We start from the raw sequence: 24,384 nt of genomic DNA, 5'->3' as shown, positions 1-24,384 counted from the left end.
TAATCGATTATTTAAAAACTCTGGGGTTACATAATGTAACCCCAGAGTTTTTATCATATACAGGTATATTATATTTATTTATATCAGCGCGATATTTTAAATCGCGCTAACGTGTTTTCAACGAGCACAAAGAAGACCGGGACAAAATAAATCGCCAGTACGGTCGCCGCCAGCATGCCCCCGATTACGCCGGTACCGACGGCATTTTGTGCACCAGAACCCGCGCCGTTGCTTATAGCCAGTGGAATTACACCTAAAATGAAGGCCAGTGAGGTCATCAGAATAGGGCGCAGACGCATTTGCGCCGCGTCGACGGCAGCCTCAAGCGGTGTTTTACCTTCCTTTTGCATAATCTCGACGGCAAATTCAACGATCAGAATGGCGTTTTTAGCCGACAGGCCCATCGTGGTGAGCAGGCCGACCTGGAAGTAAACATCATTGCTCAAACCACGCAGGTCGGTAGCCAGCAACGCACCGGCGATGCCAATGGGCACTACGAGCATCACGGAAAAAGGAATGGACCAGCTTTCATACAGTGCTGCCAGCGCAAGAAAGACTACCACGAGCGAAATGGCATATAGCATGGGGGCCTGGTTGGTGGATAATGCCTCTTGATAAGACAGACCCGTCCACGCGTAGCCGACGCCGGCAGGGAGTTTATTAATCAGGGATGCCATAAAGTTCATTGCATCACCGCTGCTTTTCCCGGCAACCGGCTGTCCCAGAATTTCCATCGCAGGTTGCCCGTTGTAACGTTCAAGACGGGGTGAACCATAGGTCCATTCGGTGGTTGAGAAGGCGGAAAGCGGGGTCATAGAGCCGGAGGCGTTGCGCACGTACCAGTGGTTTATATTGCCAGGTAGCATACGGAACGGCGTATCAGCCTGAACATACACTTTTTTAACGCGGCCCTGGTTAAGAAAATCATTGACATAGCGGCTACCAAACGCCGTGGAGAGGGTCTGATTAATATCCGCGAGTGAAACGCCCATGGCCTCAGCTTTTTTGGCGTCAACATTAACATGGAACATCGGTGTGTCTTCCAGCCCGTTAGGACGCACCCCGGCGACCTCTCCGGATGACTGACTGGCCAGCTCCAGCAACTGATTGCGTGCCTGCATCATTTTTTCGTGTCCGAGATTACCGTTATCCAGCAGCTCCATATCAAACCCTGAAGCGGTTCCCAGTTCTGCTACCGCAGGTAAATTGAACGGATAAATCACGGCATTATTAATGGCGCTTAAAGCCACCATTGCCCGTTGAATAATGGCGGTAACTGCATTTTCTTCACCAACACGTTCTGACCATGGCTTCAGGCTGATAAAGGCCAGCCCGTTGTTTTGCCCCTGGCCGCTGAAGCCAAATCCACCAACGGTAAAAACAGACGCAACATTTTTCTGTTCTTTCGTCAGGTAGTAATCTGTTATTTCGTCGAGGACTTTGCGGGTATTGACCATCGTTGAACCTGAAGGCAATTGTGCCGTGGTCATGAATACCCCCTGATCTTCTTCAGGTAAAAAGGAGGTTGGGGTGCGTAAAAACAAGCCAATCATGCCGGCCCCGATCACCAAATAGATGACCATATAACGGCCTGTGCAACGCAAGAGTTTACGCGTGCTGTCCGTGTAGTGCCGGGTGCACTTCTCCATGAAATGATTGAAATGGGTGAACAGAAAATGTGTTCTTGTGTTCCCCACCTCAGGCGCGGCTTTCAACAGCGTGGCGCAAAGTGCGGGTGTCAGACTCATCGCCACGAATACCGATAGCGTCATAGAGGAGATCAAGGTGATGGAAAACTGACGGAAGATTTCACCTGTCGCGCCGCTCATAAAGGCCATCGGCATAAAAACGGCAGATAACACCACGGCAATACCGACCAGCGCTCTTTGCAACTGGCTCATCGCTTTATGCGCTGCCGCTTTTGGCGGCAATTTTTCTTGGCAAATAATACGCTCAACGTTCTCGACCACCACGATGGCATCATCGACTAAAAGTCCTATTGCCAGCACCATGCCAAACATCGTCAGTGTATTAATCGTAAAACCGGCGACAGACAAGATGGAAAATGTGCCGAGAATAACCACGGGAACTGCGATTGTGGGGATAAGCGTCGCGCGGAAATTTTGCAGAAATAGATACATGACGAGGAAGACCAGGATAATTGCCTCGATCAATGTTTGGAAAACACCCTGAATTGAAATCTTGATAAACGGGGTGGTGTCATAGGGGTAAACGGTCTTCATGCTGACCGGGAACCAGGCCGATAATTTGTCCAGCTCTTTTTTGACCGCCTGGGATGTTTCCAGGGCATTTGCGCCGGCGGCAAGCTTAATCGCGATCCCGGCGGCAGGTTTGCCGTTATACCGTGCGACCGTCGAATAATTTTCCGCCCCTAGCTCAATTCGCGCAACGTCACGCAACAGAACCTGAGAACCGTCTTGCTGGACTTTCAGAAAGATCTTGCCAAATTCATCGGTACTTTGCAGGCGAGTCTGAACAACGATCGACGCATTCAACTGCTGGTCTGCCGACTGAGGCATCCCCCCCAGTTGTCCCCCCGATATCTGATTATTCTGTATCTTAATTTGCGCAATAACGTCCTGCGGTGTGAGGCTATATTTATTGAGTTTTTGCGGATCCAACCAAATGCGCATGGCGTATTGTGAACCGAATAATTGCACGCTCCCCACCCCGGCAGTACGACTGAGAGGATCTTTAATGTTTGAGGCAACATAGTCAGCAATATCATATTGGCTCAGGCTGTTGTTATCCGAGATAAAGCCGGCAACCATTAAGATATTGCTACTGGATTTATCCACGCTGACCCCTTGTTGCTGAACCTCCTGCGGCAAGGAGGGCATCGCCAACTGCAGTTTATTCTGCACCTGAACCTGTGCAATATCGGGTGATGTGCCGGTTTTAAACGTCAGGATAATTGACGCATTGCCTGCCGCGTCGCTGGTGGACGACATGTACATCAGGCCATCAAGACCATTCATATTTTGTTCAATCACCTGAGTGACGGAGTCTTCTACGGTCTTTGCGTCTGCGCCAGGGTAGGCGGCGTTAATCGTAATCGTCGGGGGCGCTATTTGCGGATATTGGGCGATCGGCAGGTTCATAATAGCGATCCCCCCGGTAAACATCAGAATAATCGCCAGCACCCAGGCAAAAACCGGGCGCTCAATAAAAAAGTTAGCCATGAAGAAGGTGTCCTTAATACCTGAAATATTACTGTTCGGTTACCGTGTCAGGGCTGTTTGATGGCGAAGAGAGAACCCGGGCTTTCATTCCCGGACGGATTCGTTGTAATCCGGAAACAATAACCCGGTCGCCGGGACGTAATCCTGCGGTCACTAACCATTGGTTACCGACAGCTTTTACTGCGTTGATTTCGCGCAGTTGCACCCTGTTTTTCTGGTCGAGGATCAGGGCAGTCGCCTTTCCCTGCTCGTTATGGGTAACCCCTTGCTGAGGAACCATTAGAACGTTCTGCTGGCGACCTTCATCCAGTAAAGCCGTAACGTACATACCGGGTAAAATCTCGCCGTCAGGATTCGGGAAGATGGCGCGCAGGGTCACGGAGCCAGTGACTTTATCGACGGCGGGATCGGAAAACTGCAGCGCCCCGGTATAGCGGTAGGGTTTGCCATTTTCCAGCATCAATTCAACCGGGATCTGGCCTTTTTCCTGGGCGATTTTTCCACTGGATTTTTCTTCTTTCAGGCGTAAGAAGTCCTGCACCGACTGGGTTAAATCGACGTAAATTGGGTCTAATTGCTGAATGGTGACCAGCGCGCTTTCCTGATTCGCGGTGACCAGTGCGCCAACGGTAACGGAAGACGTGCCGCTAATGCCATCGATAGGCGAGGTGACATTGGCGTAATGAAGGTTAATGGCGGCCTGCTCGACGTCCGCTCTGGCGACGGCAACGTTAGCGTCAGCTTCATTAAGCTGTGAACGCGTGGTGTCATAATCCTGACGACTGACGTAATTGGATTTTAATAAAGCTGACTGGCGCTGGAATGTTAAACGTAGATTATTGGCAGTGGACAGCGCTTTTGCCAGAGCGCCTTTGGCCGCATCGAGTTTTGCCTGCAGAGGCGCCGGATCAATTTGGTAGAGCGATTCACCTTTGCTGACTTTATCACCCTCAATAAAATCCCGCTTAATAATTATACCGCTGACCTGCGGTCTGATCTCAGCAATTTCGAACGATACGGCCCTGCCCGGAAGTTCACTTTTAATATCAACGGAAGAGGGTTTCAGAGTAATAATCCCAACTTCGGGTTCTCTGGTGATGTTTTTTTCTGAGGATTGATTGTCACACGCGGTGATAATTGCGACACTAAAAAACAATGGTATCAGCAGTAAGCGTTTTCTGTTCATAGTAATCCCTGAATAAATTTGACGTACACAGTAATTTGCATTGTATGCAGGGGAGGGATGTCATCGATAAATAGCATAAGGTGATCAGACATAAGAAGGATAAAGCCTATTTTTGGCTAATGATTTAGCAAGTGAATTACAGGTAACAGAGTACGTTATTTAAATTCAGGTTCACCCAATGTGTGATGGCGAGTTATACTTGCACTATCGTATTTAAAGCACACGCCGACAGGGCGAATGTCAGGGCCAGAATCATTACGCCTTTTATTTTGTTCATTTTAATTCCCTACTAAAAAAGACAGGTTTATAGTAAACCTTTGCACATTATTGTCATCAAGCGCGCAGCTGATTATCTAAAAGTAATATAATTGTAGCTCATGGTTATAGATGGTTTCTGGTGTACAATATTAATCACGTCAGGCGAAGAATATAGGGAGAGTATGATGATAAAAATTGGTAGCCTGCTGGCAGTTGGTATCCTGTCACTGCCCGCGTACGCCGCGACCACCGGACCACACAGCCCTGTCGCGGGCGTACTGTGCGACAAATATATCTGTGCGGATGAGCACGGCTTGTCGGTGGCGCTGACCACGAAGTATGTCGGAAAGAAGCAGGGTGATAAACTGGCAGCGGCCGGACAATTTGACACGACGGCCTTTACCTTCCAGGGCGGTCTGTTCTGCGACACCACTGAGCGTCTGTGCCGGGATGACCGATATTTTGGACCAGACGGTAAACGCAGTGGCAAAGTGAACACCCACTACACGGCGTTGCTGTTCGGCAAGACGGATAAATCCTGACTACACGGGTAAGCGCTGAATTCGTCGCTTACCCGTGGTATTTCACGTTATCAATCGGGCGTTAATCTCAATACATTACGAATGCGTGACAAAGCGTGACAAACGCTGGCGCAGCAGGCGATTTTCCTGACGCAACTGCGCATTCTCTTCCAGTAACGTGAGCGCAACGGCTATCCCCGGCCAGTCAAGCGCCAGTTCCTGACGTAATCGCAAAGCCCGTCGTACGACACTTAATGCGCGATCGTCAAACTGCCAGTGGGCGCTTTCATCTTCGCGGGGTTCGATCATCCCCAGGCCGACAATCTCAGTCAGCTCCTCGGTGGAAACGCCGGTATGCAGGCAAAACTCGGTAATGGTAAAGGTGACGGTAACGTTAGCCATTATGCTTTCCCCCACTCTTTGCGTGGATCAAAGGTCTTCTGCGCGTCCGCCAGCTGTTGCCACAATGCGGCGCTGTTGTCGTCAGGTTTGGGTGGCATCACAATTTTGATCACCGCGTACAGGTCGCCGGTCTGTTTTTTACTCACCAGCCCTTTGCCCTTGATGCGTAATCGTTGTCCGGCCTGGCTGCCAGGTGGGATCGTCAGCAGGATACTCTCTGTGAGTGTTGGCACGGTCACTTTTGTGCCCAGTGCGGCTTCCCATGGGGCAAGGGGCACGACAATTTCTAGGTCCTGATTGACGATATCAAATAGCGGATGCGGCGCGATATGAATAACCAGCCACAAATCACCGTTCGGGCCACCGTTCTCACCGGGCGTGCCCTGGCCTTTCAGCCTGATGCGCTGGCCGTTGCCTACACCTGCTGGAATTTTCACATTCAGCGTTTTGGGGATCTCTCGCTCTACCAGGCCAAACGCATTGTAGACCGGCAGGGAGTAACTGATGGTGCGGCTATGCTCAGCAAGGGTTTCTTCGAGGAACACGGCCACATCGATTTCGATATCGTGTCCACGACGGGCGTGGCGCTGTTGTGACTGGCGAGCGTGTTGACCAAAAATGGAGGAGAAAATATCGTCAAAATCTTCGGCGTTGTAGCTCTGACCTTCACCTTGCTGGAACTGACGGCTGAATTGCGGATCGTTGCGGTGCTGCCACAACTGATCGTATTCGGCACGACGTTGTTCATCGCTTAAGACTTCCCAGGCTTCAGCAACCTCTTTAAAACGCGCTTCGGCGTCGGTTTCTTTGCTGACGTCAGGATGGTATTTGCGGGCGAGTCGACGATAGGCGGTCTTGATGGTTTTGAGATCGTCCGTCGGTTTCACGCCCATGATGGCGTAATAATCCTTTAATTCCATAGTGTTATCTCGTATGAATCAACCCATGAAGAAGGATACCCTCGGGAAAGGCATCACCGTAAGTTTAGGGTAATCCTGAAAAGTGTGAATGCCAACTATGAAAGGGACGGAAAACAGTGGCGCCTGACGGCATGAATCGGACATTGTGCACCACCAACGGTAGCAGATGGTTTCTGTTGGTGGTGCGTCGTGCAATATTAATGATCAGGATTTGGTAATAAGAAAACGGACCGTCTCTGCGTAGTTCTGCACAAAGGCATTCACGTTATCGGAATTTAATCCTTTCGGGTTAATCATATATTTGCCGTTAATGAAGATAGCCGGTACGCCTTTCAAATCGACGGCTTTGGCCAATTCTTGCTGTTTGGCGGTCAGTGATTTCACCGCAAAGCTATTCCATGCGGCATCATAATCGCTGGCGCTCACGCCTGCCTGGATAAACACGTTGCGAATATCATCAGCGGTTTTAATTGACTGCTTCTTCTGCACGGCATCAAAAAGTAAAGGTTTAACCTTTTCTTCCACATTTAACAGCATGGCGACCGACCAGGCGTGCGTCATATCGGCTCCCAGAGGGCCTAAAAAATCGACGTGGTAATCCGTGAGTTTAACATTTTCAGGTAAAGCTTTTTTCACATTATCAGTAACTTCCATGACCTCATCGTATTGATAGCAAGAGGGGCAGTAGAAGGAGAAAAACTTCAGTGCAGCAGGGGCTGACGGTACGGCTTTTTCCAGCGTGATAAATTCTTTTCCATCGGTAAATGTTGCGGCCTGAGCACTCACGGTAAACAGCAATCCGATCAGCGGGAGTAGATATTTTTTCATTTTCATATACTCTAAATAACATATTATAAACAAAGATGTTTATAATGAACGCGATGTCCATTACGCCATCATTATAATAAAGCATTTATTTTATAATGCGCTGCTCCTTACTTTGATTTACGCATGGATGCTTTTTAATAACGTATTTAAATGCCTGGGTGAATTATTTTTTTTGGAGTCATCGGAAATGGCGAAAGATTTCCCTCGTTATATTTTACGGTGGCGATTATTTGTTTCCATGACATACAAGCAGGGCGGATGAATGTCCTGCACCGACATAACTTTACAGCGTAAAGGTTGCCAAAACCTCGCCAGTAGCTAAGATAACCGCGTCAATCAGTGAGGGTAAAATGGCAAAACATCAACGGATGGGATGGTGGTTCCTGTGCCTGGCATGTGTCGTGGTGATGGTATGCACCGCACAGCGCATGGCGGGTCTGCACGCGTTGCAGATGAACACCGCTGCCGCAACCGTTGTTGCCAGCGCGCAAACAGAGGCTGATGACGCCTCACCCGTGACCCCTTGCGAACTGAGTGCGAAGTCATTGCTGGCTTCGCCTCCGGTGCTGTTTGAAGGCGCCATTCTGGTGCTTTGCCTGCTTCTGTCGCTACTGGCGCCGGTGCGGGCTTTTCGTCTGCCGTTTTTCCCACCGCGAGCTATCTCGCCGCCCACACTGCGGGTTCATCTCAGGTTTTGCGTCTTCCGTGAATGACAGAGCAGCCGTTGCTGACTGCTAGATAATTATTCACGGAGAAAAAATATGATGACTGTTTTCAGGCAGGCGCTGCTCTGTCTGTTATTGCTATGGCTGCCCGTATCCTGGGCGGCTGACATCGGCTGGCTGCGCTCAGCTGAGAACGACCATGCCAGCGTGCGGCTGCGTGCCGATACGTCTGCCGAGGGGGAAACCCGGCTGCTGCTGGACGTCAAACTGGAGGATGGCTGGAAAACCTACTGGCGCTCACCGGGCGAGGGCGGCGTCGCGCCGTCTATTGCCTGGAAGGGCGCCATGCCAACCGTGGACTGGTTCTGGCCCACGCCTGCACGTTTTGAAGTCGCCAACATTACCACCCAGGGCTATCACGATCGGGTGACGTTCCCGATGGTGGTGCGCGGTACGTCACCGGCTACGCTGAACGGCGTTTTGACGCTGTCGACCTGTAGCAACGTCTGTCTGCTGACAGATTATCCCTTTTCTGTGACGCCTTCTGTCCAGGACGCCACTTTTGCCCATGACTATGCACAGGCCATGGGGCAGATCCCACTTGCCAGTGGTCTGACGGATTCTCTGCACGCCGGGGCGCGCGCCGGAGAACTGGTCGTCGAGGCGCAGCGTAAGGGCGGCTGGTCTACACCGGGGGTGTACCTGGATACTGTCGATGAGGCGGACTTTGGCATGCCGACAATGCGCGTGGAGGGTGAAACGCTGCGCGCCACGATCCCGGTGCATGACAGCTGGGGTGAGGGTGCGCCGGATCTGCGCGGTAAATCGCTCACGCTGGTGCTGGCAGATAACGGTGTCGCTCAGGAAAGTCGTCTTGTCATTGGTGACGCGCCGGCAGCTGAAAGCGTGGCGCTCCCGCTGTGGCAGGTGGTGTTGATGGCGCTTCTGGGCGGGCTTATCCTCAACCTGATGCCCTGCGTGCTGCCGGTTCTTGGGATGAAGCTGGGTTCAATTTTACTCGTCGAGGAGAAAAGCCGTCGCCAGGTTCGCCGCCAGTTTCTGGCTTCGGTGGCCGGGATAGTGCTCTCCTTTATGGCGTTGGCCGCGCTGATGACGGTGCTGCGGATGACCAATCAGGCACTCGGCTGGGGGATCCAGTTCCAGAGTCCGTGGTTTATCGGCATGATGGTGCTGGTGATGCTGACGTTCAGTGCCAGCCTGTTCGGGCTGTTTGAATTCCGTTTACCTTCAAAGATGACCACTACGCTGGCGACCCACGGTGGCAATGGCCTGGCCGGTCATTTCTGGCAGGGCGCGTTTGCGACGCTGCTTGCCACGCCGTGCAGTGCGCCGTTCCTGGGTACGGCGGTGGCGGTGGCGCTAACGGCTTCACTACCCACGCTGTGGGGGCTGTTTCTGGCTCTAGGGCTGGGAATGAGTTTACCGTGGCTGCTGGTGGCGCTGCACCCGGGTCTGGCGCTGCGTTTACCGCGTCCGGGACGCTGGATGACTATCCTGCGGCGTTTGCTCGGGGTGATGATGCTTGGTTCAGCCATCTGGCTGGCAACGTTGCTGCTCCCGCATCTGGGGTTTACCAGCCAAAGTGCCGCCAAAGAGAGCGTCAACTGGCAGCCGCTTAGTGAACAGGCCATCACCGACGCGCTGGCTCAGCATAAACGTGTTTTCATCGATGTGACCGCCGACTGGTGTATTACCTGTAAGGTCAACAAATACAACGTGTTGAATAAAGAAGACGTGCAGGCCGCCCTGCAGCAGCCCGATGTGGTGGCACTGCGCGGTGACTGGACGCTGCCCTCTGAAGCAATGACCGAATTTCTAAAAAAACGCGGCCAGGTTGCTGTGCCGTTTAACCAAATTTATGGCCCCGGCATGCCGGAAGGCCAGGCGTTGCCGACGCTGTTAACCCGCGATGCGGTGTTAAACACGCTGGTAGATGCTAAAGGAGTCACGCCATGAAACTGTTGATTGTTTTGCTGTTGTCCCTGTTTTCTGCCGTCAGTGTGGCGCAAGAGCCCGCGCCGTTTACCCCGGAGCAGGAAAAGCAAATTGAAGCGTTAATTCAGGAAGCGCTGTTTAACGATCCTGACAGTCCGCGCATTGGCGCGAAGCAGGCAAAACTGACGCTGATTAACTTTACCGATTACAACTGCCCGTACTGCAAGCAGCTGGATCCGATGCTGGAAAAAATTGTGCAAAAGTACCCGGACGTAGCCGTAGTGATTAAACCGCTGCCGTTTAAAGGTGAAAGCTCGGTGCTGTCGGCGCGCACCGCACTGATGACTTGGCGTGAGCACCCGCAGCAGTTCCAGGCGTTACATGAAAAACTGATGCAGAAAAGAGGCTACCATACTGCTGCCAGTATTAAACAGGCACAGGAAAAATCGGCGGCGACCCCGGTCACATTGGATGATAAAAGTATGGAAACGCTGAGCACCAACCTGCAACTGGCGCGGCTGGTAGGTGTGCGCGGTACGCCTGCCACGATCATCGGCGATGAACTGATCCCAGGCGCCGTACCGTGGGAAACGCTGGAAGCCGTGGTCAAAGAAAAGCTGGCGGCGGCCAATGCTCAGTAAACTGCGCCGCTGGCTGCGCGAAGGGCTCATCTTACTGGTGCTGATTGCGGGCGCGATGTTGCTGATGGATGCGTGGCGAGCGCCCACGCTCCCCACCGCTTTTGACAGCACGCCATTGCAGACGCTGCAGGGTGAAACCGTTACCTTGGCGGCGCTCAGTCAACAAGAACCTGTGCTGCTCTATTTCTGGGCCAGCTGGTGTGGCGTTTGCCGCTTCACCACACCGGACGTTGCCCGGCTGCAGCGGGAAGGCGAGAACGTGATGACCATTGCGTTACGCTCCGGCAGTGAAGCGGAAGTGTCTCGCTGGCTGGCGCGCAAAGGCGTGGATTTCCCGGTCATCAACGACGCCGATGGCGCGCTCTCCCGCAGTTGGGAGGTTAGCGTCACGCCGACGCTGGTAGTGATGTCGCAAGGCCGCGTGGTCTCCACAACCAGCGGCTGGACCAGTTACTGGGGCATGAAATTGCGGCTGTGGTGGGCAAAAACGTTCTGAATATCGTGCCGGGGAAACCCGGCATTTTTTCACAGCTAAGATAAACCCTTAACTACACCTGCATTTTTGCGAAAGTGTTCCCGGAAAAATGTCTTGTTTCTGTCACACTCAGTGGTGATTGATAACAACAAGAGGTCGTAGGGATGAATAAATCGTTAATCGCCGCAACCGTGGCAGGGGCCGTATTACTGTCATCCGCCGCACAGGCGCAGACCGCGCCGGAGGGCTATCAACTCCAGCAAGTATTGATGATGAGCCGACATAACTTACGTGCACCTTTAGCCAATAATGGCAGCGTTCTGGAGCAATCGACGCCGAAGCAGTGGCCACAATGGGATGTACCGGGCGGTCAGCTCACCACCAAAGGCGGGGTGCTGGAAATCTATATGGGCCATTACATGCGTGAATGGCTGGCAGAGCAGGGGATGGTGAAATCCGGTGAATGTCCGGCCCCGGATACGGTGTATACCTACGCCAATAGCCTGCAGCGTACGGTCGCAACGGCGCAGTTCTTTGTGACCGGTGCGTTCCCGGGTTGCGACGTACCCGTGCACCATCAAGAAAAAATGGGCACCATGGATCCCACCTTCAACCCGGTAATCACTGACGACTCTGCCGCATTTAGTCAGCAGGCCGTGCAGGCGATGGAAAAAGAGCGCAGCAAAATGCAGCTTAGCGACAGCTACCAGTTGCTAGAGCAAATGACGAACTATAAAGACTCACCGTCCTGTAAAGAAAAACAGCAGTGCTCACTGACCGACGCCAAAGACACGTTTACTGCGAAGTACCAACAGGAGCCTGGGGTTTCAGGACCGTTGAAGGTCGGTAACTCGCTGGTGGATGCGTTCACGTTGCAATATTACGAAGGTTTCCCGCTAAATGAGGTAGCCTGGGGTGAGATCAAATCTGACCAACAGTGGAAAGTGCTGTCGAAGCTGAAAAATGGCTATCAGGACAGCCTGTTTACCTCGCCGGCCGTGGCGCAAAATGTGGCCAAGCCACTGGTGAAATATATCGATAACGCACTGGTGACCGAGCGTACAAAAGCGCCGAAAATTACCGTGCTGGTCGGTCACGACTCCAACATTGCGTCATTACTCACCGCGCTGGATTTCAAACCGTATCAGCTGCATGACCAGAACGAACGCACGCCGATTGGCGGGAAGATTGTCTTCCAGCGCTGGCATGACAGTAATGCTAACCGGGATCTGATGAAAATCGAGTATGTTTATCAGAGCTCGCAGCAGCTGCGTGATGCACAGGTGTTGACGTTGAAATCACCCGCGCAGCGCGTGACGCTGGAACTGAAAGGCTGCCCGATAGATGCGAATGGCTTCTGCCCGATCGATAAATTCGATAGCGTGCTGAATGCGGCGGCAAAGTAGAGTGAAATAACAAGAAACTCCCCCGTGCAGACGGGGGAGTCATGACGCTAGACGTTTTTACGTTCAATAGTCTGTTCACCCCAAAAGAGTGAATCTTTGTCCGTTTTCTCGAAGGCTTTGATCAGCACCTCGTCGCTGCCTTCTTCCCAAATTTTCTCCGCCAGTTTCTCGTCATAATGGGCGACTTCAAAGATAGCCTCGGCGATTTCCGGCGACGTGTTGCGCAGACGCGCCCATTCACCGACGCGATGGGCTTTCGCTTCTTGAGTTGGCATACGAATCCTCCTGTTGCGGATTAGCCGTTGAGTTTTACTGCCAGACCGGCGACGTATTCACCCTGATAGCGGGCGATAGACAACTCTTCCTGACTTGGCTGGCGAGAGCCATCGGCCCCGGCAATGGTGGTTGCGCCGTACGGCGTCCCGCCGCGAACTTGTGAGACATCAAACAGCTCTTGCGCGGCATATCCAATAGGAACGATGACCATCCCGTGGTGGGCAAGTGTTGTCCAGGTTGAGGTAATGGTTTGTTCCTGACCACCGCCTGTCCCCGTTGAGCTGAATACGCTGGCAAGTTTGCCGTACAGGCCGCCAGAAGCCCACAGGCCACCGGTCTGATCCAGGAAGGTACGCATTTGGCCTGACATATTGCCAAAGCGGGTAGGGGTGCCAAAAATAATGGCGTCGTAATCAGCCAGCTCCTGTGGGGTGGCGACGGGGGCGTTTTGTGTTTTACCTCCCGCTTTCAGGAAGATCTCAGGCTGCATCGTTTCTGGCACACGCTTAATAATGACTTCCGCGCCATCGACCTTATTTGCACCTTCTGCGACTGCATGGGCCATCGTTTCAATGTGTCCGTACATGGAATAATAAAGCACCAGAACTTTTGCCATTTTACACTACTCCTCGAGTTAACCGTCTGTGTAGCGAATCGCTACCTCTCTTTAAAGATATGACGTACTGCCAGGAGTGCAAATTTCACCATCATTTCTTTGATTTATAACAATTTTAATGGCAGTTCTTTTTTGTCGCAAAATGATACATTTTTGAGCAGGTTGGATTTGCTAGTCATAAGAAAGGCTTATTGATTTTAGGTGGTGATTATTCGCCAAATACCGGCAAACCTGTTGCAGAATATTACCGTTAGCCGGTTGTCAGGCCAGTCTTCACTATGCTTAATCCCACGCAGCGAACATCGGGCATTGCCCACAGCTTGCGTGAGGTATCACTCCTCAGTACCTATGCAATATGATGTCTAATCAATGACGGAGGTCAGTAATGGCAAACCATCGAGGCGGTTCCGGCAACTTTGCGGAAGACCGCGAAAGAGCATCAGAAGCAGGTCGAAAAGGTGGCCAGCACAGCGGGGGGAATTTCAAGAATGACCCGCAACGCGCTTCAGAGGCAGGCAAAAAAGGGGGCAAAAATAGCCACGGCAATAACAAAACGTAATTGCCAGGCTGTCTGTTAACTACATCGTGACGTCTGAGCGTTCAACGACAGACGTCGCAAAGCCACCGCCGCCGGATTGTCCGGCGGTTTTTTTGTTTGAAGGATGCACGGTAACTACTTCCCGTGGCCGCTTTAATTTATCCATTCACCGTATGATTTGTTATGCTGACGCCCTCACAACAAGGAGAGGGCGGATGGCTCAAGGCGTAGAGAAAAAAACAGGTAAACGCTCGCAGGCGGTCAACGCGAAACGCCAGGCCATTTTAACTGCGGCGCTAAATATCTTCTCCCAGTTTGGGATCCACGGAACGCGTCTTGAACAGGTGGCTGAGCAGGCGGGCGTGTCAAAAACCAATCTGCTCTATTATTACCCGTCAAAAGAAGTGCTCTATATTGCCGTGTTACGCCAGATCCTCGACATCTGGCTGGCGCCGCTGAAGGCCTTTCGTGAAGACTTTGCGCCGCTGGTGGCGATCAAAGAATATATCCGCCTCAAACTGGAAGTTTCCCGCGATTACCCGCAGGCATCGCGGCTGTTTTGTATGGAGATGCTGGCAGGCGCGCCGCTGCTGATGACCGAGTTGACGGGAGATCTCAAAACGCTGATTGATGAGAAATCCGCGCTGATTGCCGGGTGGGTCAGTAGCGGCAAACTGGCTCCGGTCGATCCGCATCATCTGATTTTTATGATTTGGGCTTCAACCCAGCACTACGCCGACTTTGCTCCACAGGTGGAAGCAGTGACGGGTGCGACACTACGCGATGAAGCCTTTTTTAACCAAACGGTTGAGAATGTCCAGCGGATGATTATCGAAGGGATCCGCGTGCGTTAACCGGCGGGCGGTAACGGGCAGCTTAAATCACCTTCTTCACACTGCAGCAGCGAGGCGAGAAACGCTTCGCGCTCGTGGGTTTTATCGGTCAGACACTGGCTCGCGATCATCGATTGCACGCTGCCGCCTTCCGTACCTGAGCTGATTAACGCGCAGTCAGCATCGCGCAGAGTTATCCACGCGACTTGCGCCTTTTTCAGTAATTCACGTTGAGTGGGCGCTGCACGCTTAAGCGCATTCTGATAGGTATCATTGAGCTTTGCATCCGCCGTTTTAAACTGCTCAGCGGCGCAGGTGTTCATCTCAGTTTGGGTGTTCGCGCTGGTGCAGTCTTCTGCCAGCGCCGGGCTGCTGAGCAGCAGTGCCGCACATGTCAGTACAATTCGTTTCATGCTTTTCTCTGACTCCATAAAAAAGCCCCGTTACCGGTAATGCTGTTCAGTCAACGACTCAGTTTCAGAAAGCATCAACCCGTGTTGGGGAGGTGATGAACATGCTATCTCAGAGAGAGGTTCCGTTCACCTCATGTTCATCGTTTTTCTGGGGCACCGATTCCTGTGAACGTGTAAAGGGCGTTTTCCGCCACGCCCTTTACAATCCCGGCTCCCGGCAGGAAAATTGCCACTTCGTGGTTCCCTCCGCTTATTCCTCCAGGCTATCGGGCCGGGCGCGAGGTAGCGTCCCTGCAAAACGCGCCCTGAACCCGCATCCCTGCGGGTTCTCCCGGCCTTACGGAAACACGTCGGCAATTTTCAGCCGGACCAGTCCACACCTGACCACCTGCGATTTTACTTGAATATATCTGAACAGCAGAACGGATATAGCTGAAAGCCAGAGCGCTGAAGCGACACCCGGGTACCTGAGCTTCAGAGAAATGATACCGCTGAGGTGAACGGAACCCTGAGCAAGAATCACATGTTCACCCTACATGCTTAACTGAATGGTATTGCCGTTACCGGAGCCTTAATTAACCATACCCTTAGCCGATTGTCATCAGGCTGGCGTTACCGCCAGCAGCAGCGGTGTTGACGCTCAATGAGCGTTCAATATACAGCCGCTCCAGCAGGATATTGCTCTCACCACGGGCAAAGCCTTGTACCGAGACAATTGCGCCATCCCGTGCGGCAACCGCCTCGCATAACGCGCGCAGTTGATCGGAATCACCGTGGAAGATAACGGCATCGAACGGTTGTACGGTCAGATTATCCGCTTTGGCAAACTGGATGCGCCCGGAAAGAGCGGCAGGCAGACGTTTTGCCAGATCGCGGTGGAAAGCATCATCCGGCCACAGGATGAGACTGCCCACGGAAGCCACGGCGGCGACCTGAACCAGCGCGTCCTGTTCGTTATCGGCAATACACAGAACGCGATCGCGAGGTAACAGCGTCCAGGTGTTGCGTTCGCCGGTAGGGCCAGGCAACAAACGCTGGGTTCCGGCCTGCGCCAGTTCAGCAAACTGTTGGCACAGGGTCTGCAACGCCGGGCGATCGGCTGCCCATTCGGTGAGGGCATCCAGCGGCTGGATCAGCGCCGCCTTGAGCTGTGCATCGACAGGGTAATCGGCATCCTGGCGCGCCAGGGTGAGGCTTAGCGCATTTTCCGGACGGTTAGCCAGCAGACGGTACAGATACAGCGGACCGCCGGCTTTCGGACCGGTGCCTGACAAGCCTTCGCCGCCGAAGGGCTGCACGCCGACCACCGCGCCAACCATATTACGGTTGACGTACAGGTTACCCACGTGTGCGGAGCCGGTGACCTGAGCGATGGTTTCATCAATACGGGTATGCACACCCAGCGTCAGGCCGTAGCCGGAAGCATTGATTTGCTCAATCAGATTGCCCAGATTGCTGCGGGTGTAGCGTACGACGTGCAGCACCGGACCAAACACCTCTTTTTGCAGTTCGTCGAAGCTCTCCAGCTCAATCAGCGTCGGCGCAATAAAGGTACCGGTTTGCCATTCCCGCGCATCCTCGCTGTTTTCACGTGCAGCCTGGAATACCGGGCGTCCCTTGGCGCGCATGGCCTGAATGTGGCGCTCAATATTGGTTTTGGCCTCATCGTCAATAACCGGCCCAATGTCAGTGGTCAGGCGGCCCGGATTGCCCATCCGGCATTCGGCCATCGCGCCGCGCAGCATTTTCAGTGTGTGCTCGGCGATGTCATCCTGCAGGCACAGGACGCGCAGTGCCGAGCAGCGCTGTCCGGCGCTGTCAAAGGCGGAGGCCAGCACATCAACGACCACTTGCTCCGTCAGCGCCGAGGAGTCGACGATCATCGCGTTCATTCCACCGGTTTCGGCGATCAGCGGGATCGGACGGCCTTGCGCGTCAAGACGGCGAGCAATATTACGTTGTAACAGCGTGGCGACTTCCGTTGAACCGGTGAACATCACGCCGCGTACGCGCTCATCGGACGTCAGCTGTGCCCCGACGGTTTCACCCTGGCCAGGCAACAGTTGTACCACGCCTGGCGGCACGCCAGCTTCCAGTAAAATGGCGATCCCCTGGGCGGCAATCAGCGGTGTCTGTTCTGCCGGTTTTGCCAGCACGCTGTTGCCTGCAGCCAGCGCGGCGGCAATTTGCCCGCTGAAGATGGCCAGCGGGAAGTTCCACGGGCTGATACAGACCACCGGGCCGAGCGGACGATGGGTTTCGTTATCAAAATCATCGCGGACTTGCCCGGCGTAATAATGCAGGAAGTCGACCGCTTCACGCACTTCGGCAATGGCGTTGCTAAAGGTTTTACCTGCTTCGCGAACCAGAATGCCAATCAGTTGCTGCATCTGGCCTTCCATCAGAACGGCGGCGCGATGCAGAATAGCGGCGCGCTCCTGCGGCGGCGTAGCGAACCAGATCGGCGCATTATTTACCGCGCTTTGTAACGCTTGCTCCACTTCATTCGGGGAGGCTTCACGCACGTAGCCCACAATATCTTTCGGCTCCGCTGGGTTAATTACCGGCGTCATTTGTCCGTCAGTCACCGGATGCTCCAGCATCGGTTTCGCGTGCCATTTTTGCAGTGCGCTGTTGAGCAGGGCAGAGGACAGCGAGGCCAGGCGATGTTCGTTCGCCAGATCCAGTCCGCCTGAGTTTTCGCGTCCCTTGCCGTACAGGTCGCGTGGCAGCGCAATCTTCGGATGCGGTAGACCCGCCAGGCCTTCCTGCTGCGCCAGTTTTTCTACGGCTTCGACCGGGTCGGCGACCAGTTCATCCAGCGGCAGAGTGGTGTCGGCAATACGGTTAACGAATGAGGTATTCGCGCCGTTTTCCAGCAGCCGACGCACCAGGTACGCCAGCAGCGTTTCATGGGTCCCTACCGGTGCGTAAATACGGCATGGGCGGTTCAGTTTGCCATCCGCAACTTTGCCGGTAACCTGCTCGTACAGGGGTTCACCCATGCCGTGCAGGCACTGGAACTCGTACTGTCCGGGATAATAGTTCTGACCCGCTAACTGATAAATGGCCGCCAGCGTATGGGCGTTATGGGTGGCAAATTGCGGGTAGATCAGATTCGGCACGGCAAGCAGTTTTTTGGCGCAGGCCAGATAGGAAACGTCGGTGTAGACCTTACGGGTATACACCGGATACCCTTCCAGACCGTCCATCTGGGCGCGTTTAATTTCGCTGTCCCAGTATGCGCCTTTTACCAGGCGGATCATCAGGCGACGGCGGCTGCGCGTGGCCAGATCAATCAGATAATCAATCACGTACGGACAGCGTTTCTGGTAGGCCTGGATGACAAAACCAATCCCGTTCCAACCCGCCAGCTCAGATTCGAAGCACAGTTTTTCCAGTAGATCGAGGGAGATTTCCAGTCGGTCTGCTTCTTCGGCGTCAATATTGATGCCAATGTCGTACTGACGCGCCAGCAGGGTGAGCGACTTCAGGCGTGGATAAAGCTCGTCCATTACGCGATCGTACTGCGCACGGCTGTAGCGTGGGTGCAGCGCCGACAGCTTGATCGAAATCCCCGGCCCTTCATAAATGCCGCGTCCATTAGACGCTTTACCAATCGCGTGGATAGCCTGCTGGTAAGACACCATATAGGCCTGCGCGTCAGCGGCGGTCAGTGCGGCTTCTCCCAACATGTCGTAGGAGTAGCGGAAACCTTTGTCTTCCAGCTTCCGTGCGTTAGCCAGTGCTTCGGCGATGGTTTCCCCGGTGACGAACTGCTCCCCCATCAAGCGCATCGCCATATCGACGCCTTTGCGGACCAGCGGCTCGCCGCTCTTACCGATGATGCGGTTCAGCGAGCGCGAGAGGCTGGCTTCGTTATGTGTGGAGACCAGGCGTCCGGTAAACAGCAGTCCCCAGGTTGCCGCGTTGACGAATAACGACGGGCTGCGTCCAATGTGCGACTGCCAGTTACCGTTGCTGATTTTGTCGCGGATCAGCGCATCGCGCGTGGCTTTGTCGGGAATACGCAGCAGGGCTTCCGCCAGGCACATCAGCGCAACACCTTCCTGAGAGGACAGCGAGAACTCTTGCAAGAGTCCCTGTACCATGCCGGCGCGACCGCTGGCGGTTTTCTGGTTACGCAGTTTGTCGGCTAACTGATATGCCAGCTTATGAGCCTGTTCAGCGATCGGTTGCGGCAGGCGCGCCTGTTCCATCAGCATCGGTACGGCGTCGGTTTCTGCACGACGATACGCGGCGGTGATCGCCGCCCGGGAAACAGACTGCGGCAGGATCTGCTCGGCAAACTCGAGGAAAGGCTGGTGAGTTTCATTCTGGTATGCCGAGGCGTCATCACCTTCATTGGCTGCACCCGCCAGTAGGGCAGGCAGCTCAGGCAGGGCATCGTCATTTTCCAGTCTTTCGAGATAATTAAAGATGGCTTGTTTGATCAGCCAATGCGGCGTGCGATCGATTCGTGTTGCGGCTGTTTTAATACGCTCGCGTGTGGCGTCGTCCAGCTTAACCCCCATCGTGGTGGTTCCCATGCCGTTTACTCCTGTTGTGCTGAAATACGGGACTGATAGTTACTGAGAAATATCCACCATGTTGCAACTTTGTGCAACCGTGTTAAATGTGACTTGGTTTGCAAGCTTGAAAATGAATGAAATGTTAATAAATGTGGTGTTTGTTGAGATGTCTGTAAAAAATACGAGCGCTTTTTCTCTGCGGCAGTTAACACTTTTTAAAGGTGCAACCGCGAAAAGTGTGAGAGAGTGCAACCTCCAGAAAAATGCTATCTACTCGAGATCAAAATTGATGTAAATGGTGTGTTAAATCGATTGTGAATGATCCTTGCTTCCGGCAGGATACGGTCGCCCAGGTCAACATAGATATCTTTGCCACGTTCCGGCAGGGTAATAAAACGGCAAGCCACGGCATTGTCGATACATAATTTTGGAGAGTTTTGATGGCTATTAGCACACCGATGTTAGTGACATTCTGTGTCTATATTTTTGGCATGTTGTTGATTGGGTTTATTGCATGGCGTTCAACCAAAAACTTTGATGATTACATTCTGGGTGGACGCAGCCTGGGGCCGTTTGTCACCGCGCTTTCCGCCGGGGCATCCGACATGAGCGGCTGGCTGCTGATGGGGCTGCCGGGGGCGATTTTCTTGTCGGGGATTTCAGAAAGCTGGATCGCCATCGGCCTGACATTAGGCGCATGGATCAACTGGAAGCTGGTGGCCGGACGTTTACGCGTACACACCGAGTTCAATAATAATGCTCTGACACTACCGGATTACTTTACCGGTCGTTTTGAAGATAAAAGCCGCGTGCTGCGTATTATTTCCGCGCTGGTTATTCTGCTGTTTTTCACCATCTATTGTGCTTCAGGGATTGTTGCAGGGGCGCGTCTGTTCGAAAGCACCTTCGGCATGAGTTATGAAACAGCGCTGTGGGCGGGTGCGGCAGCGACGATTATCTATACCTTTATTGGTGGTTTCCTGGCCGTCAGCTGGACCGATACCGTGCAGGCCAGCCTGATGATTTTTGCTCTGATCCTGACGCCGGTGATGGTGATTATTGGCGTCGGCGGCTTTGAAGACTCGCTGGAAGTGATCAAACAAAAGAGCATTGAGAACGTGGACATGCTCAAAGGCCTGAACTTTGTCGCCATTATTTCCCTGATGGGCTGGGGGCTGGGTTACTTCGGTCAGCCGCACATCCTGGCACGCTTTATGGCGGCAGATTCTCACCATAGCATCGTGCATGCACGTCGCATCAGCATGGCATGGATGATCCTGTGTCTGGCGGGCGCGGTGGCCGTTGGTTTCTTCGGTATCGCCTACTTCAATAACAATCCGGCACTGGCCGGTGCGGTGAACCAGAACGCCGAGCGGGTGTTTATTGAACTGGCGCAAATCCTGTTCAACCCGTGGATTGCCGGTATTCTGCTGTCGGCTATCCTTGCGGCGGTGATGTCGACGCTGAGCTGCCAGCTGTTGGTGTGTTCCAGTGCCATTACGGAAGATTTGTACAAAGCGTTCCTGCGTAAAAATGCCAGCCAGAAAGAACTGGTGTGGATTGGCCGCGTCATGGTACTGGTAGTCGCGCTGATCTCTATTGCTCTGGCGGCTAACCCGGAAAACCGCGTTCTCGGTCTGGTGAGCTACGCCTGGGCTGGCTTTGGTGCGGCATTCGGACCGGTGGTGCTGTTCTCCGTACTGTGGTCGCGTATGACCCGTAACGGTGCGCTGGCGGGGATGATCATTGGTGCGGTTACGGTTATCGTCTGGAAACAGTTCGCCTGGCTGGGCCTGTATGAAATCATCCCGGGCTTTGTGTTCGGCAGTATCGGTATCGTGGTGTTCAGCTTGCTGGGTAAAGCACCTTCAGCCGCAATGCAAAAACGCTTTGCTGAAGCTGATGCGCATTATCATTCTGCACCGCCGTCACGTTTACAGGTTGAGTAATCTGCTTATTGCTTCTACAGCCCGCCGCGTGCGGGCAATGCCGTTCAGTTAACGACTAGTTTCAGAAGGCATCAAGATGTGCTGGCGGAGGCAATGAACATGCTATCTCAGAGAAAGGTTCCGTTCACCTCATGCTCATCGTTTTTCTGAAGCACCGATTCCTGTGAACGTGTAAAGGGCGTTCTCCGCCACGCCCTTTACAATCCCGGCTCCCGGCAGGAAAATTGTTGCTTCGCAATCCCCTCCGCTTATTCCTCCAGGCTATCGGGCCGGACGCGAGGTAGCGTCCCTGCAAAACGCGCCCTGAGCCAGCATCCATGCTGGCTCACCCGGCCTTACGGAAACACGTCGGCAATTTTCAGCCGGACCAGCCCACAACTGACCACCTGCGCTTTTACTTGAATATCTCTGAACAGCAAAACGGATATAGCTGAAAGCGAAAGCGCTGAAGCGACACCCTGGTCCGGCTGAAAATCGATGAGGCGTTGACGGCTGAACGGAAACTTATTCAGGGTAAAATGTTCTCCATACATGCTCAACTGAACAATATTGCACCACGCGCGGGCTTTTTATGCCGCTTCGCAAAATCACAGTAACCCTTATCAGACTAACTGTTTACATTAAGTCATCATTCTCAAAACATTCTGCTTGAGTTTTTCTTTTCTGTAATGATAATCACTATCACTGTAATTTACTTTTCTTTTCACGAGTTGACTGAGAATAACGTTTAAGGGTACTTCGCATGTTTGTTCCATTTCTGATTATGTTGCGCGAAGGCTTAGAGGCCGCGCTGATTGTCAGCCTGATAGCCAGTTACCTGAAACGGACTCAGCGTGGTCGCTGGATTGGCGTGATGTGGATTGGTGTTCTGCTGGCGGCGGCACTATGCCTGGCGCTGGGGATTTTCATCAATGAAACCACCGGTGAATTTCCGCAAAAAGAGCAGGAGCTGTTTGAAGGGATCGTGGCAGTGATTGCCGTGGTGATCCTCACCTGGATGGTCTTCTGGATGCGTAAAGTTTCGCGCAACGTCAAAGTTCAACTGGAGCAGGCGGTCGATAACGCGTTACAGCGTGGCAATCATCACGGATGGGCGCTGGTGATGATGGTCTTTTTTGCCGTCGCTCGTGAAGGCCTGGAGTCGGTTTTCTTTCTGCTGGCGGCCTTTCAGCAGGATGTGGGTATCTGGCCACCGGTTGGGGCGATGCTGGGACTGGCAACAGCCGTCGTTCTGGGCTACCTGATATATCTCGGCGGGATCAGACTGAATCTCGGGGCCTTCTTCAAATGGACCAGCTTGTTCATTTTGCTGGTGGCCGCAGGTCTTGCCGCCGGAGCCATTCGCGCGTTTCACGAAGCCGGGTTATGGAATCATTTCCAGGATGTGGCATTTGATTTGAGCAGCGTGCTGTCTACGCACTCGCTGTTTGGCACGCTGATGGAAGGGATTTTTGGTTACCAGGAAGCGCCAAGTGTCAGTGAGGTTGCCGTCTGGTTTATCTACCTGATCCCGGCGCTGATTATGTTTGCATTACCGCCTCGTTCAGGCTCTACGGCGTCTCGTACTGCACCCTGATAACAACGCGACGCAGAATATCATTTAGTTACAACATACTTATTTATAGGGATAGGTCATGACGATTAACTTTCGCCGTAGTGCGCTGCAGCTGGGTATGGCTGCTCTGTTTACTTCTGCTTTTGCCTCACACGCCGCAGATATTCCCAAGGTCAATGTCACGGTTAACGACAAACAGTGTGAACCGATGACAATCACGGTTAATGCCGGAAAAACCCAGTTCATTATTCAGAACCACAGTCAGAAAGCGCTGGAGTGGGAAATCCTCAAAGGCGTGATGGTGGTGGAAGAGCGTGAAAATATTGCGCCGGGATTTAGCCAGAAAATGACCGCCAACCTGCAACCTGGCGAATATGATATGACCTGCGGCCTGCTGACGAACCCGAAAGGGAAGCTGATCGTCAAGGGCAGCGCAACGGCAGATGCGGCACAGAGTGACGCCCTGCTGAGCCTGAGCGGTGCAATTACCGAATACAAAGCCTATGTAACCGCAGAAACCGCACAGCTGGTGGCGGGGACCAAAGCGTTTACAGATGCCATTAAAGCCGGGGATATCGAGAAAGCTAAATCCCTGTATGCGCCGACGCGCCAGCATTATGAACGTATTGAACCGATTGCCGAGCTGTTCTCTGACCTCGATGGCAGCATCGATGCACGTGAAGATGATTACGAGCAAAAGGCCGCCGATCCTAAATTCACCGGCTTCCACCGTCTGGAAAAAGCGCTGTTTGGCGACAATACCACCAAGGGGATGGATAAATACGCCGACCAGTTGAACACCGATGTTATCGACCTGCAAACGCGCATCAGTGAACTGGCCTTCCCACCGTCTAAAGTGGTTGGCGGAGCGGCGGGTCTGATTGAAGAAGTGGCCGCCAGTAAAATTAGCGGCGAAGAAGATCGCTACAGCCACACCGACCTGTGGGATTTCCAGGCCAACGTCGATGGCGCGCAGAAAATTGTCGATCTCCTGCGTCCTCAACTGCAAAAATCCAATGCTGAACTGCTGGCAAAAGTGGATGCGAACTTCAAAAAAGTCGATAGCATCCTGAGCAAGTATCGCACCAAAGAAGGGTTTGAAACTTACGACAAACTGACCGATGCTGACCGCAACGCGCTGAAAGGACCGATTACGACGCTGGCAGAAGATTTGTCGCAATTACGCGGCGTACTGGGTCTGGATTAAGCAT

Annotated in this window: 20 protein-coding genes; 11 read left to right on the top strand and 9 right to left on the bottom strand. The window is 53.2% G+C overall.

Annotated elements, in window-relative coordinates; genetic code table 11:
* Positions 1-83 precede the first annotated feature (83 nt).
* Both FDW98_RS15525 and FDW98_RS15520 read right to left on the bottom strand, forming a co-directional pair.
* Positions 84-3,203: an efflux RND transporter permease subunit gene (locus FDW98_RS15525; RefSeq protein ID WP_096757621.1), complete on the bottom strand. Its 3,120-nt coding sequence runs from the start codon at positions 3,201-3,203 to the stop codon at positions 84-86.
* Between the two features lie 28 nt (positions 3,204-3,231).
* Positions 3,232-4,389: an efflux RND transporter periplasmic adaptor subunit gene (locus tag FDW98_RS15520; protein WP_096757620.1), complete on the bottom strand. Its 1,158-nt coding sequence runs from the start codon at positions 4,387-4,389 to the stop codon at positions 3,232-3,234.
* Between the two features lie 440 nt (positions 4,390-4,829).
* On the opposite strand from FDW98_RS15520, the gene FDW98_RS15515 reads away from it, so the two are divergent.
* A complete protein-coding gene (locus tag FDW98_RS15515; RefSeq protein ID WP_096757619.1) occupies positions 4,830-5,189 on the top strand; it encodes a YcgJ family protein in 360 nt (119 codons plus the stop codon).
* A 75-nt stretch (positions 5,190-5,264) separates the two neighbouring features.
* Here FDW98_RS15515 and cbpM read toward each other — a convergent pair whose 3' ends face one another.
* The 3 genes from cbpM to dsbA form a co-directional block, all read right to left on the bottom strand.
* Positions 5,265-5,570 (bottom strand): chaperone modulator CbpM, encoded by a 306-nt coding sequence (cbpM, locus tag FDW98_RS15510; protein WP_096757618.1) that lies wholly within the window; start codon positions 5,568-5,570, stop codon positions 5,265-5,267.
* Positions 5,570-6,490 (bottom strand): curved DNA-binding protein, encoded by a 921-nt coding sequence (cbpA, locus tag FDW98_RS15505; protein ID WP_096757617.1) that lies wholly within the window; start codon positions 6,488-6,490, stop codon positions 5,570-5,572. Before cbpA ends, cbpM begins: the two co-directional genes overlap by 1 nt.
* A 204-nt stretch (positions 6,491-6,694) precedes the next feature.
* Entirely contained in the window at positions 6,695-7,318 is a 624-nt protein-coding gene (dsbA, locus tag FDW98_RS15500) for a thiol:disulfide interchange protein DsbA (protein ID WP_096757616.1), read from the bottom strand.
* Positions 7,319-7,668: 350 nt separating this feature from the next.
* Between dsbA and FDW98_RS15495 the strand changes: the two genes are divergently transcribed.
* The 5 genes from FDW98_RS15495 to agp all read left to right on the top strand — a co-directional run bounded on the left by FDW98_RS15495 (position 7,669) and on the right by agp (position 12,461).
* Positions 7,669-8,031, top strand: coding sequence for a copper resistance protein (locus FDW98_RS15495; protein WP_096757615.1), 363 nt, complete (start codon positions 7,669-7,671; stop codon positions 8,029-8,031).
* A gap of 48 nt (positions 8,032-8,079) precedes the next feature.
* The gene (locus FDW98_RS15490; RefSeq protein ID WP_096757614.1) at positions 8,080-9,960 is read left to right on the top strand and encodes a protein-disulfide reductase DsbD domain-containing protein; all 1,881 of its coding nucleotides are present in this window, start codon (positions 8,080-8,082) and stop codon (positions 9,958-9,960) included.
* Positions 9,957-10,580, top strand: a complete 624-nt coding sequence (locus tag FDW98_RS15485; RefSeq protein ID WP_096757613.1) for a DsbA family protein — start codon at positions 9,957-9,959, stop codon at positions 10,578-10,580. Before FDW98_RS15490 ends, FDW98_RS15485 begins: the two co-directional genes overlap by 4 nt.
* On the top strand, positions 10,570-11,076 hold the full coding sequence (locus FDW98_RS15480) for a protein disulfide oxidoreductase (RefSeq protein ID WP_096757612.1): 507 nt from the start codon (positions 10,570-10,572) through the stop codon (positions 11,074-11,076). Before FDW98_RS15485 ends, FDW98_RS15480 begins: the two co-directional genes overlap by 11 nt.
* A 143-nt stretch (positions 11,077-11,219) precedes the next feature.
* Positions 11,220-12,461 carry a bifunctional glucose-1-phosphatase/inositol phosphatase gene (gene agp / locus FDW98_RS15475; protein WP_096757611.1) on the top strand — a complete coding sequence of 414 codons (1,242 nt, stop codon included), beginning with the start codon at positions 11,220-11,222 and terminating at the stop codon, positions 12,459-12,461.
* Positions 12,462-12,508: 47 nt separating this feature from the next.
* Here agp and FDW98_RS15470 read toward each other — a convergent pair whose 3' ends face one another.
* Both FDW98_RS15470 and wrbA read right to left on the bottom strand, forming a co-directional pair.
* Entirely contained in the window at positions 12,509-12,736 is a 228-nt protein-coding gene (locus FDW98_RS15470; protein WP_096757610.1) for a YccJ family protein, read from the bottom strand.
* Between the two features lie 20 nt (positions 12,737-12,756).
* A complete protein-coding gene (gene wrbA / locus FDW98_RS15465) occupies positions 12,757-13,353 on the bottom strand; it encodes an NAD(P)H:quinone oxidoreductase (protein WP_096757609.1) in 597 nt (198 codons plus the stop codon).
* Positions 13,354-13,738: 385 nt separating this feature from the next.
* Here wrbA and FDW98_RS15460 point away from each other — a divergent pair, with 385 nt between their 5' ends.
* Both FDW98_RS15460 and rutR read left to right on the top strand, forming a co-directional pair.
* Positions 13,739-13,912 carry a general stress protein gene (locus FDW98_RS15460; RefSeq protein ID WP_096757608.1) on the top strand — a complete coding sequence of 58 codons (174 nt, stop codon included), beginning with the start codon at positions 13,739-13,741 and terminating at the stop codon, positions 13,910-13,912.
* A 194-nt stretch (positions 13,913-14,106) separates the two neighbouring features.
* Positions 14,107-14,745, top strand: a complete 639-nt coding sequence (rutR, locus tag FDW98_RS15455; protein ID WP_096757607.1) for an HTH-type transcriptional regulator RutR — start codon at positions 14,107-14,109, stop codon at positions 14,743-14,745.
* Here the strand turns inward: rutR and FDW98_RS15450 are convergent.
* Entirely contained in the window at positions 14,742-15,137 is a 396-nt protein-coding gene (locus FDW98_RS15450; RefSeq protein WP_096759436.1) for a lysozyme inhibitor LprI family protein, read from the bottom strand. The two genes, rutR and FDW98_RS15450, sit on opposite strands and share 4 nt — an antisense overlap.
* Before the next feature lie 587 nt (positions 15,138-15,724).
* A complete protein-coding gene (putA, locus tag FDW98_RS15445; protein ID WP_096757605.1) occupies positions 15,725-19,687 on the bottom strand; it encodes a trifunctional transcriptional regulator/proline dehydrogenase/L-glutamate gamma-semialdehyde dehydrogenase in 3,963 nt (1,320 codons plus the stop codon).
* 422 nt (positions 19,688-20,109) lie between these two features.
* Here putA and putP point away from each other — a divergent pair, with 422 nt between their 5' ends.
* The 3 genes from putP (at position 20,110) to efeO (ending at position 24,380) form a co-directional block, all read left to right on the top strand.
* Positions 20,110-21,618 carry a sodium/proline symporter PutP gene (gene putP / locus FDW98_RS15440; protein WP_096757603.1) on the top strand — a complete coding sequence of 503 codons (1,509 nt, stop codon included), beginning with the start codon at positions 20,110-20,112 and terminating at the stop codon, positions 21,616-21,618.
* Positions 21,619-22,360: 742 nt separating this feature from the next.
* Positions 22,361-23,194, top strand: a complete 834-nt coding sequence (efeU, locus tag FDW98_RS15430) for an iron uptake transporter permease EfeU (protein ID WP_096757602.1) — start codon at positions 22,361-22,363, stop codon at positions 23,192-23,194.
* 58 nt (positions 23,195-23,252) lie between these two features.
* The gene (gene efeO, locus FDW98_RS15425; RefSeq protein ID WP_096757601.1) at positions 23,253-24,380 is read left to right on the top strand and encodes an iron uptake system protein EfeO; all 1,128 of its coding nucleotides are present in this window, start codon (positions 23,253-23,255) and stop codon (positions 24,378-24,380) included.
* Positions 24,381-24,384: the final 4 nt, after the last annotated feature.

Origin of the sequence: Citrobacter sp. wls711 (assembly GCF_005281055.1) — a bacterium.
Classification (GTDB): Bacteria; Pseudomonadota; Gammaproteobacteria; order Enterobacterales; family Enterobacteriaceae; genus Citrobacter; species Citrobacter gillenii.
This window is presented reverse-complemented; position numbering and strand designations above follow the sequence as displayed.

Excerpts from the sequence above, each read along its gene's own strand:
- FDW98_RS15525 (WP_096757621.1), bottom strand. The coding sequence starts at position 3,203 with ATGGCTAACTTTTTTATTGAGCGCCCGGTTTTTGCCTGGGTGCTGGCG.
- FDW98_RS15520 (WP_096757620.1), bottom strand. The coding sequence starts at position 4,389 with ATGAACAGAAAACGCTTACTGCTGATACCATTGTTTTTTAGTGTCGCA.
- FDW98_RS15515 (WP_096757619.1), top strand. The coding sequence starts at position 4,830 with ATGATGATAAAAATTGGTAGCCTGCTGGCAGTTGGTATCCTGTCACTG.
- cbpM (WP_096757618.1), bottom strand. The coding sequence starts at position 5,570 with ATGGCTAACGTTACCGTCACCTTTACCATTACCGAGTTTTGCCTGCAT.
- cbpA (WP_096757617.1), bottom strand. The coding sequence starts at position 6,490 with ATGGAATTAAAGGATTATTACGCCATCATGGGCGTGAAACCGACGGAC.
- dsbA (WP_096757616.1), bottom strand. The coding sequence starts at position 7,318 with ATGAAAAAATATCTACTCCCGCTGATCGGATTGCTGTTTACCGTGAGT.
- FDW98_RS15495 (WP_096757615.1), top strand. The coding sequence starts at position 7,669 with ATGGCAAAACATCAACGGATGGGATGGTGGTTCCTGTGCCTGGCATGT.
- FDW98_RS15490 (WP_096757614.1), top strand. The coding sequence starts at position 8,080 with ATGATGACTGTTTTCAGGCAGGCGCTGCTCTGTCTGTTATTGCTATGG.
- FDW98_RS15485 (WP_096757613.1), top strand. The coding sequence starts at position 9,957 with ATGAAACTGTTGATTGTTTTGCTGTTGTCCCTGTTTTCTGCCGTCAGT.
- FDW98_RS15480 (WP_096757612.1), top strand. The coding sequence starts at position 10,570 with ATGCTCAGTAAACTGCGCCGCTGGCTGCGCGAAGGGCTCATCTTACTG.
- agp (WP_096757611.1), top strand. The coding sequence starts at position 11,220 with ATGAATAAATCGTTAATCGCCGCAACCGTGGCAGGGGCCGTATTACTG.
- FDW98_RS15470 (WP_096757610.1), bottom strand. The coding sequence starts at position 12,736 with ATGCCAACTCAAGAAGCGAAAGCCCATCGCGTCGGTGAATGGGCGCGT.
- wrbA (WP_096757609.1), bottom strand. The coding sequence starts at position 13,353 with ATGGCAAAAGTTCTGGTGCTTTATTATTCCATGTACGGACACATTGAA.
- FDW98_RS15460 (WP_096757608.1), top strand. The coding sequence starts at position 13,739 with ATGGCAAACCATCGAGGCGGTTCCGGCAACTTTGCGGAAGACCGCGAA.
- rutR (WP_096757607.1), top strand. The coding sequence starts at position 14,107 with ATGGCTCAAGGCGTAGAGAAAAAAACAGGTAAACGCTCGCAGGCGGTC.
- FDW98_RS15450 (WP_096759436.1), bottom strand. The coding sequence starts at position 15,137 with ATGAAACGAATTGTACTGACATGTGCGGCACTGCTGCTCAGCAGCCCG.
- putA (WP_096757605.1), bottom strand. The coding sequence starts at position 19,687 with ATGGGAACCACCACGATGGGGGTTAAGCTGGACGACGCCACACGCGAG.
- putP (WP_096757603.1), top strand. The coding sequence starts at position 20,110 with ATGGCTATTAGCACACCGATGTTAGTGACATTCTGTGTCTATATTTTT.
- efeU (WP_096757602.1), top strand. The coding sequence starts at position 22,361 with ATGTTTGTTCCATTTCTGATTATGTTGCGCGAAGGCTTAGAGGCCGCG.
- efeO (WP_096757601.1), top strand. The coding sequence starts at position 23,253 with ATGACGATTAACTTTCGCCGTAGTGCGCTGCAGCTGGGTATGGCTGCT.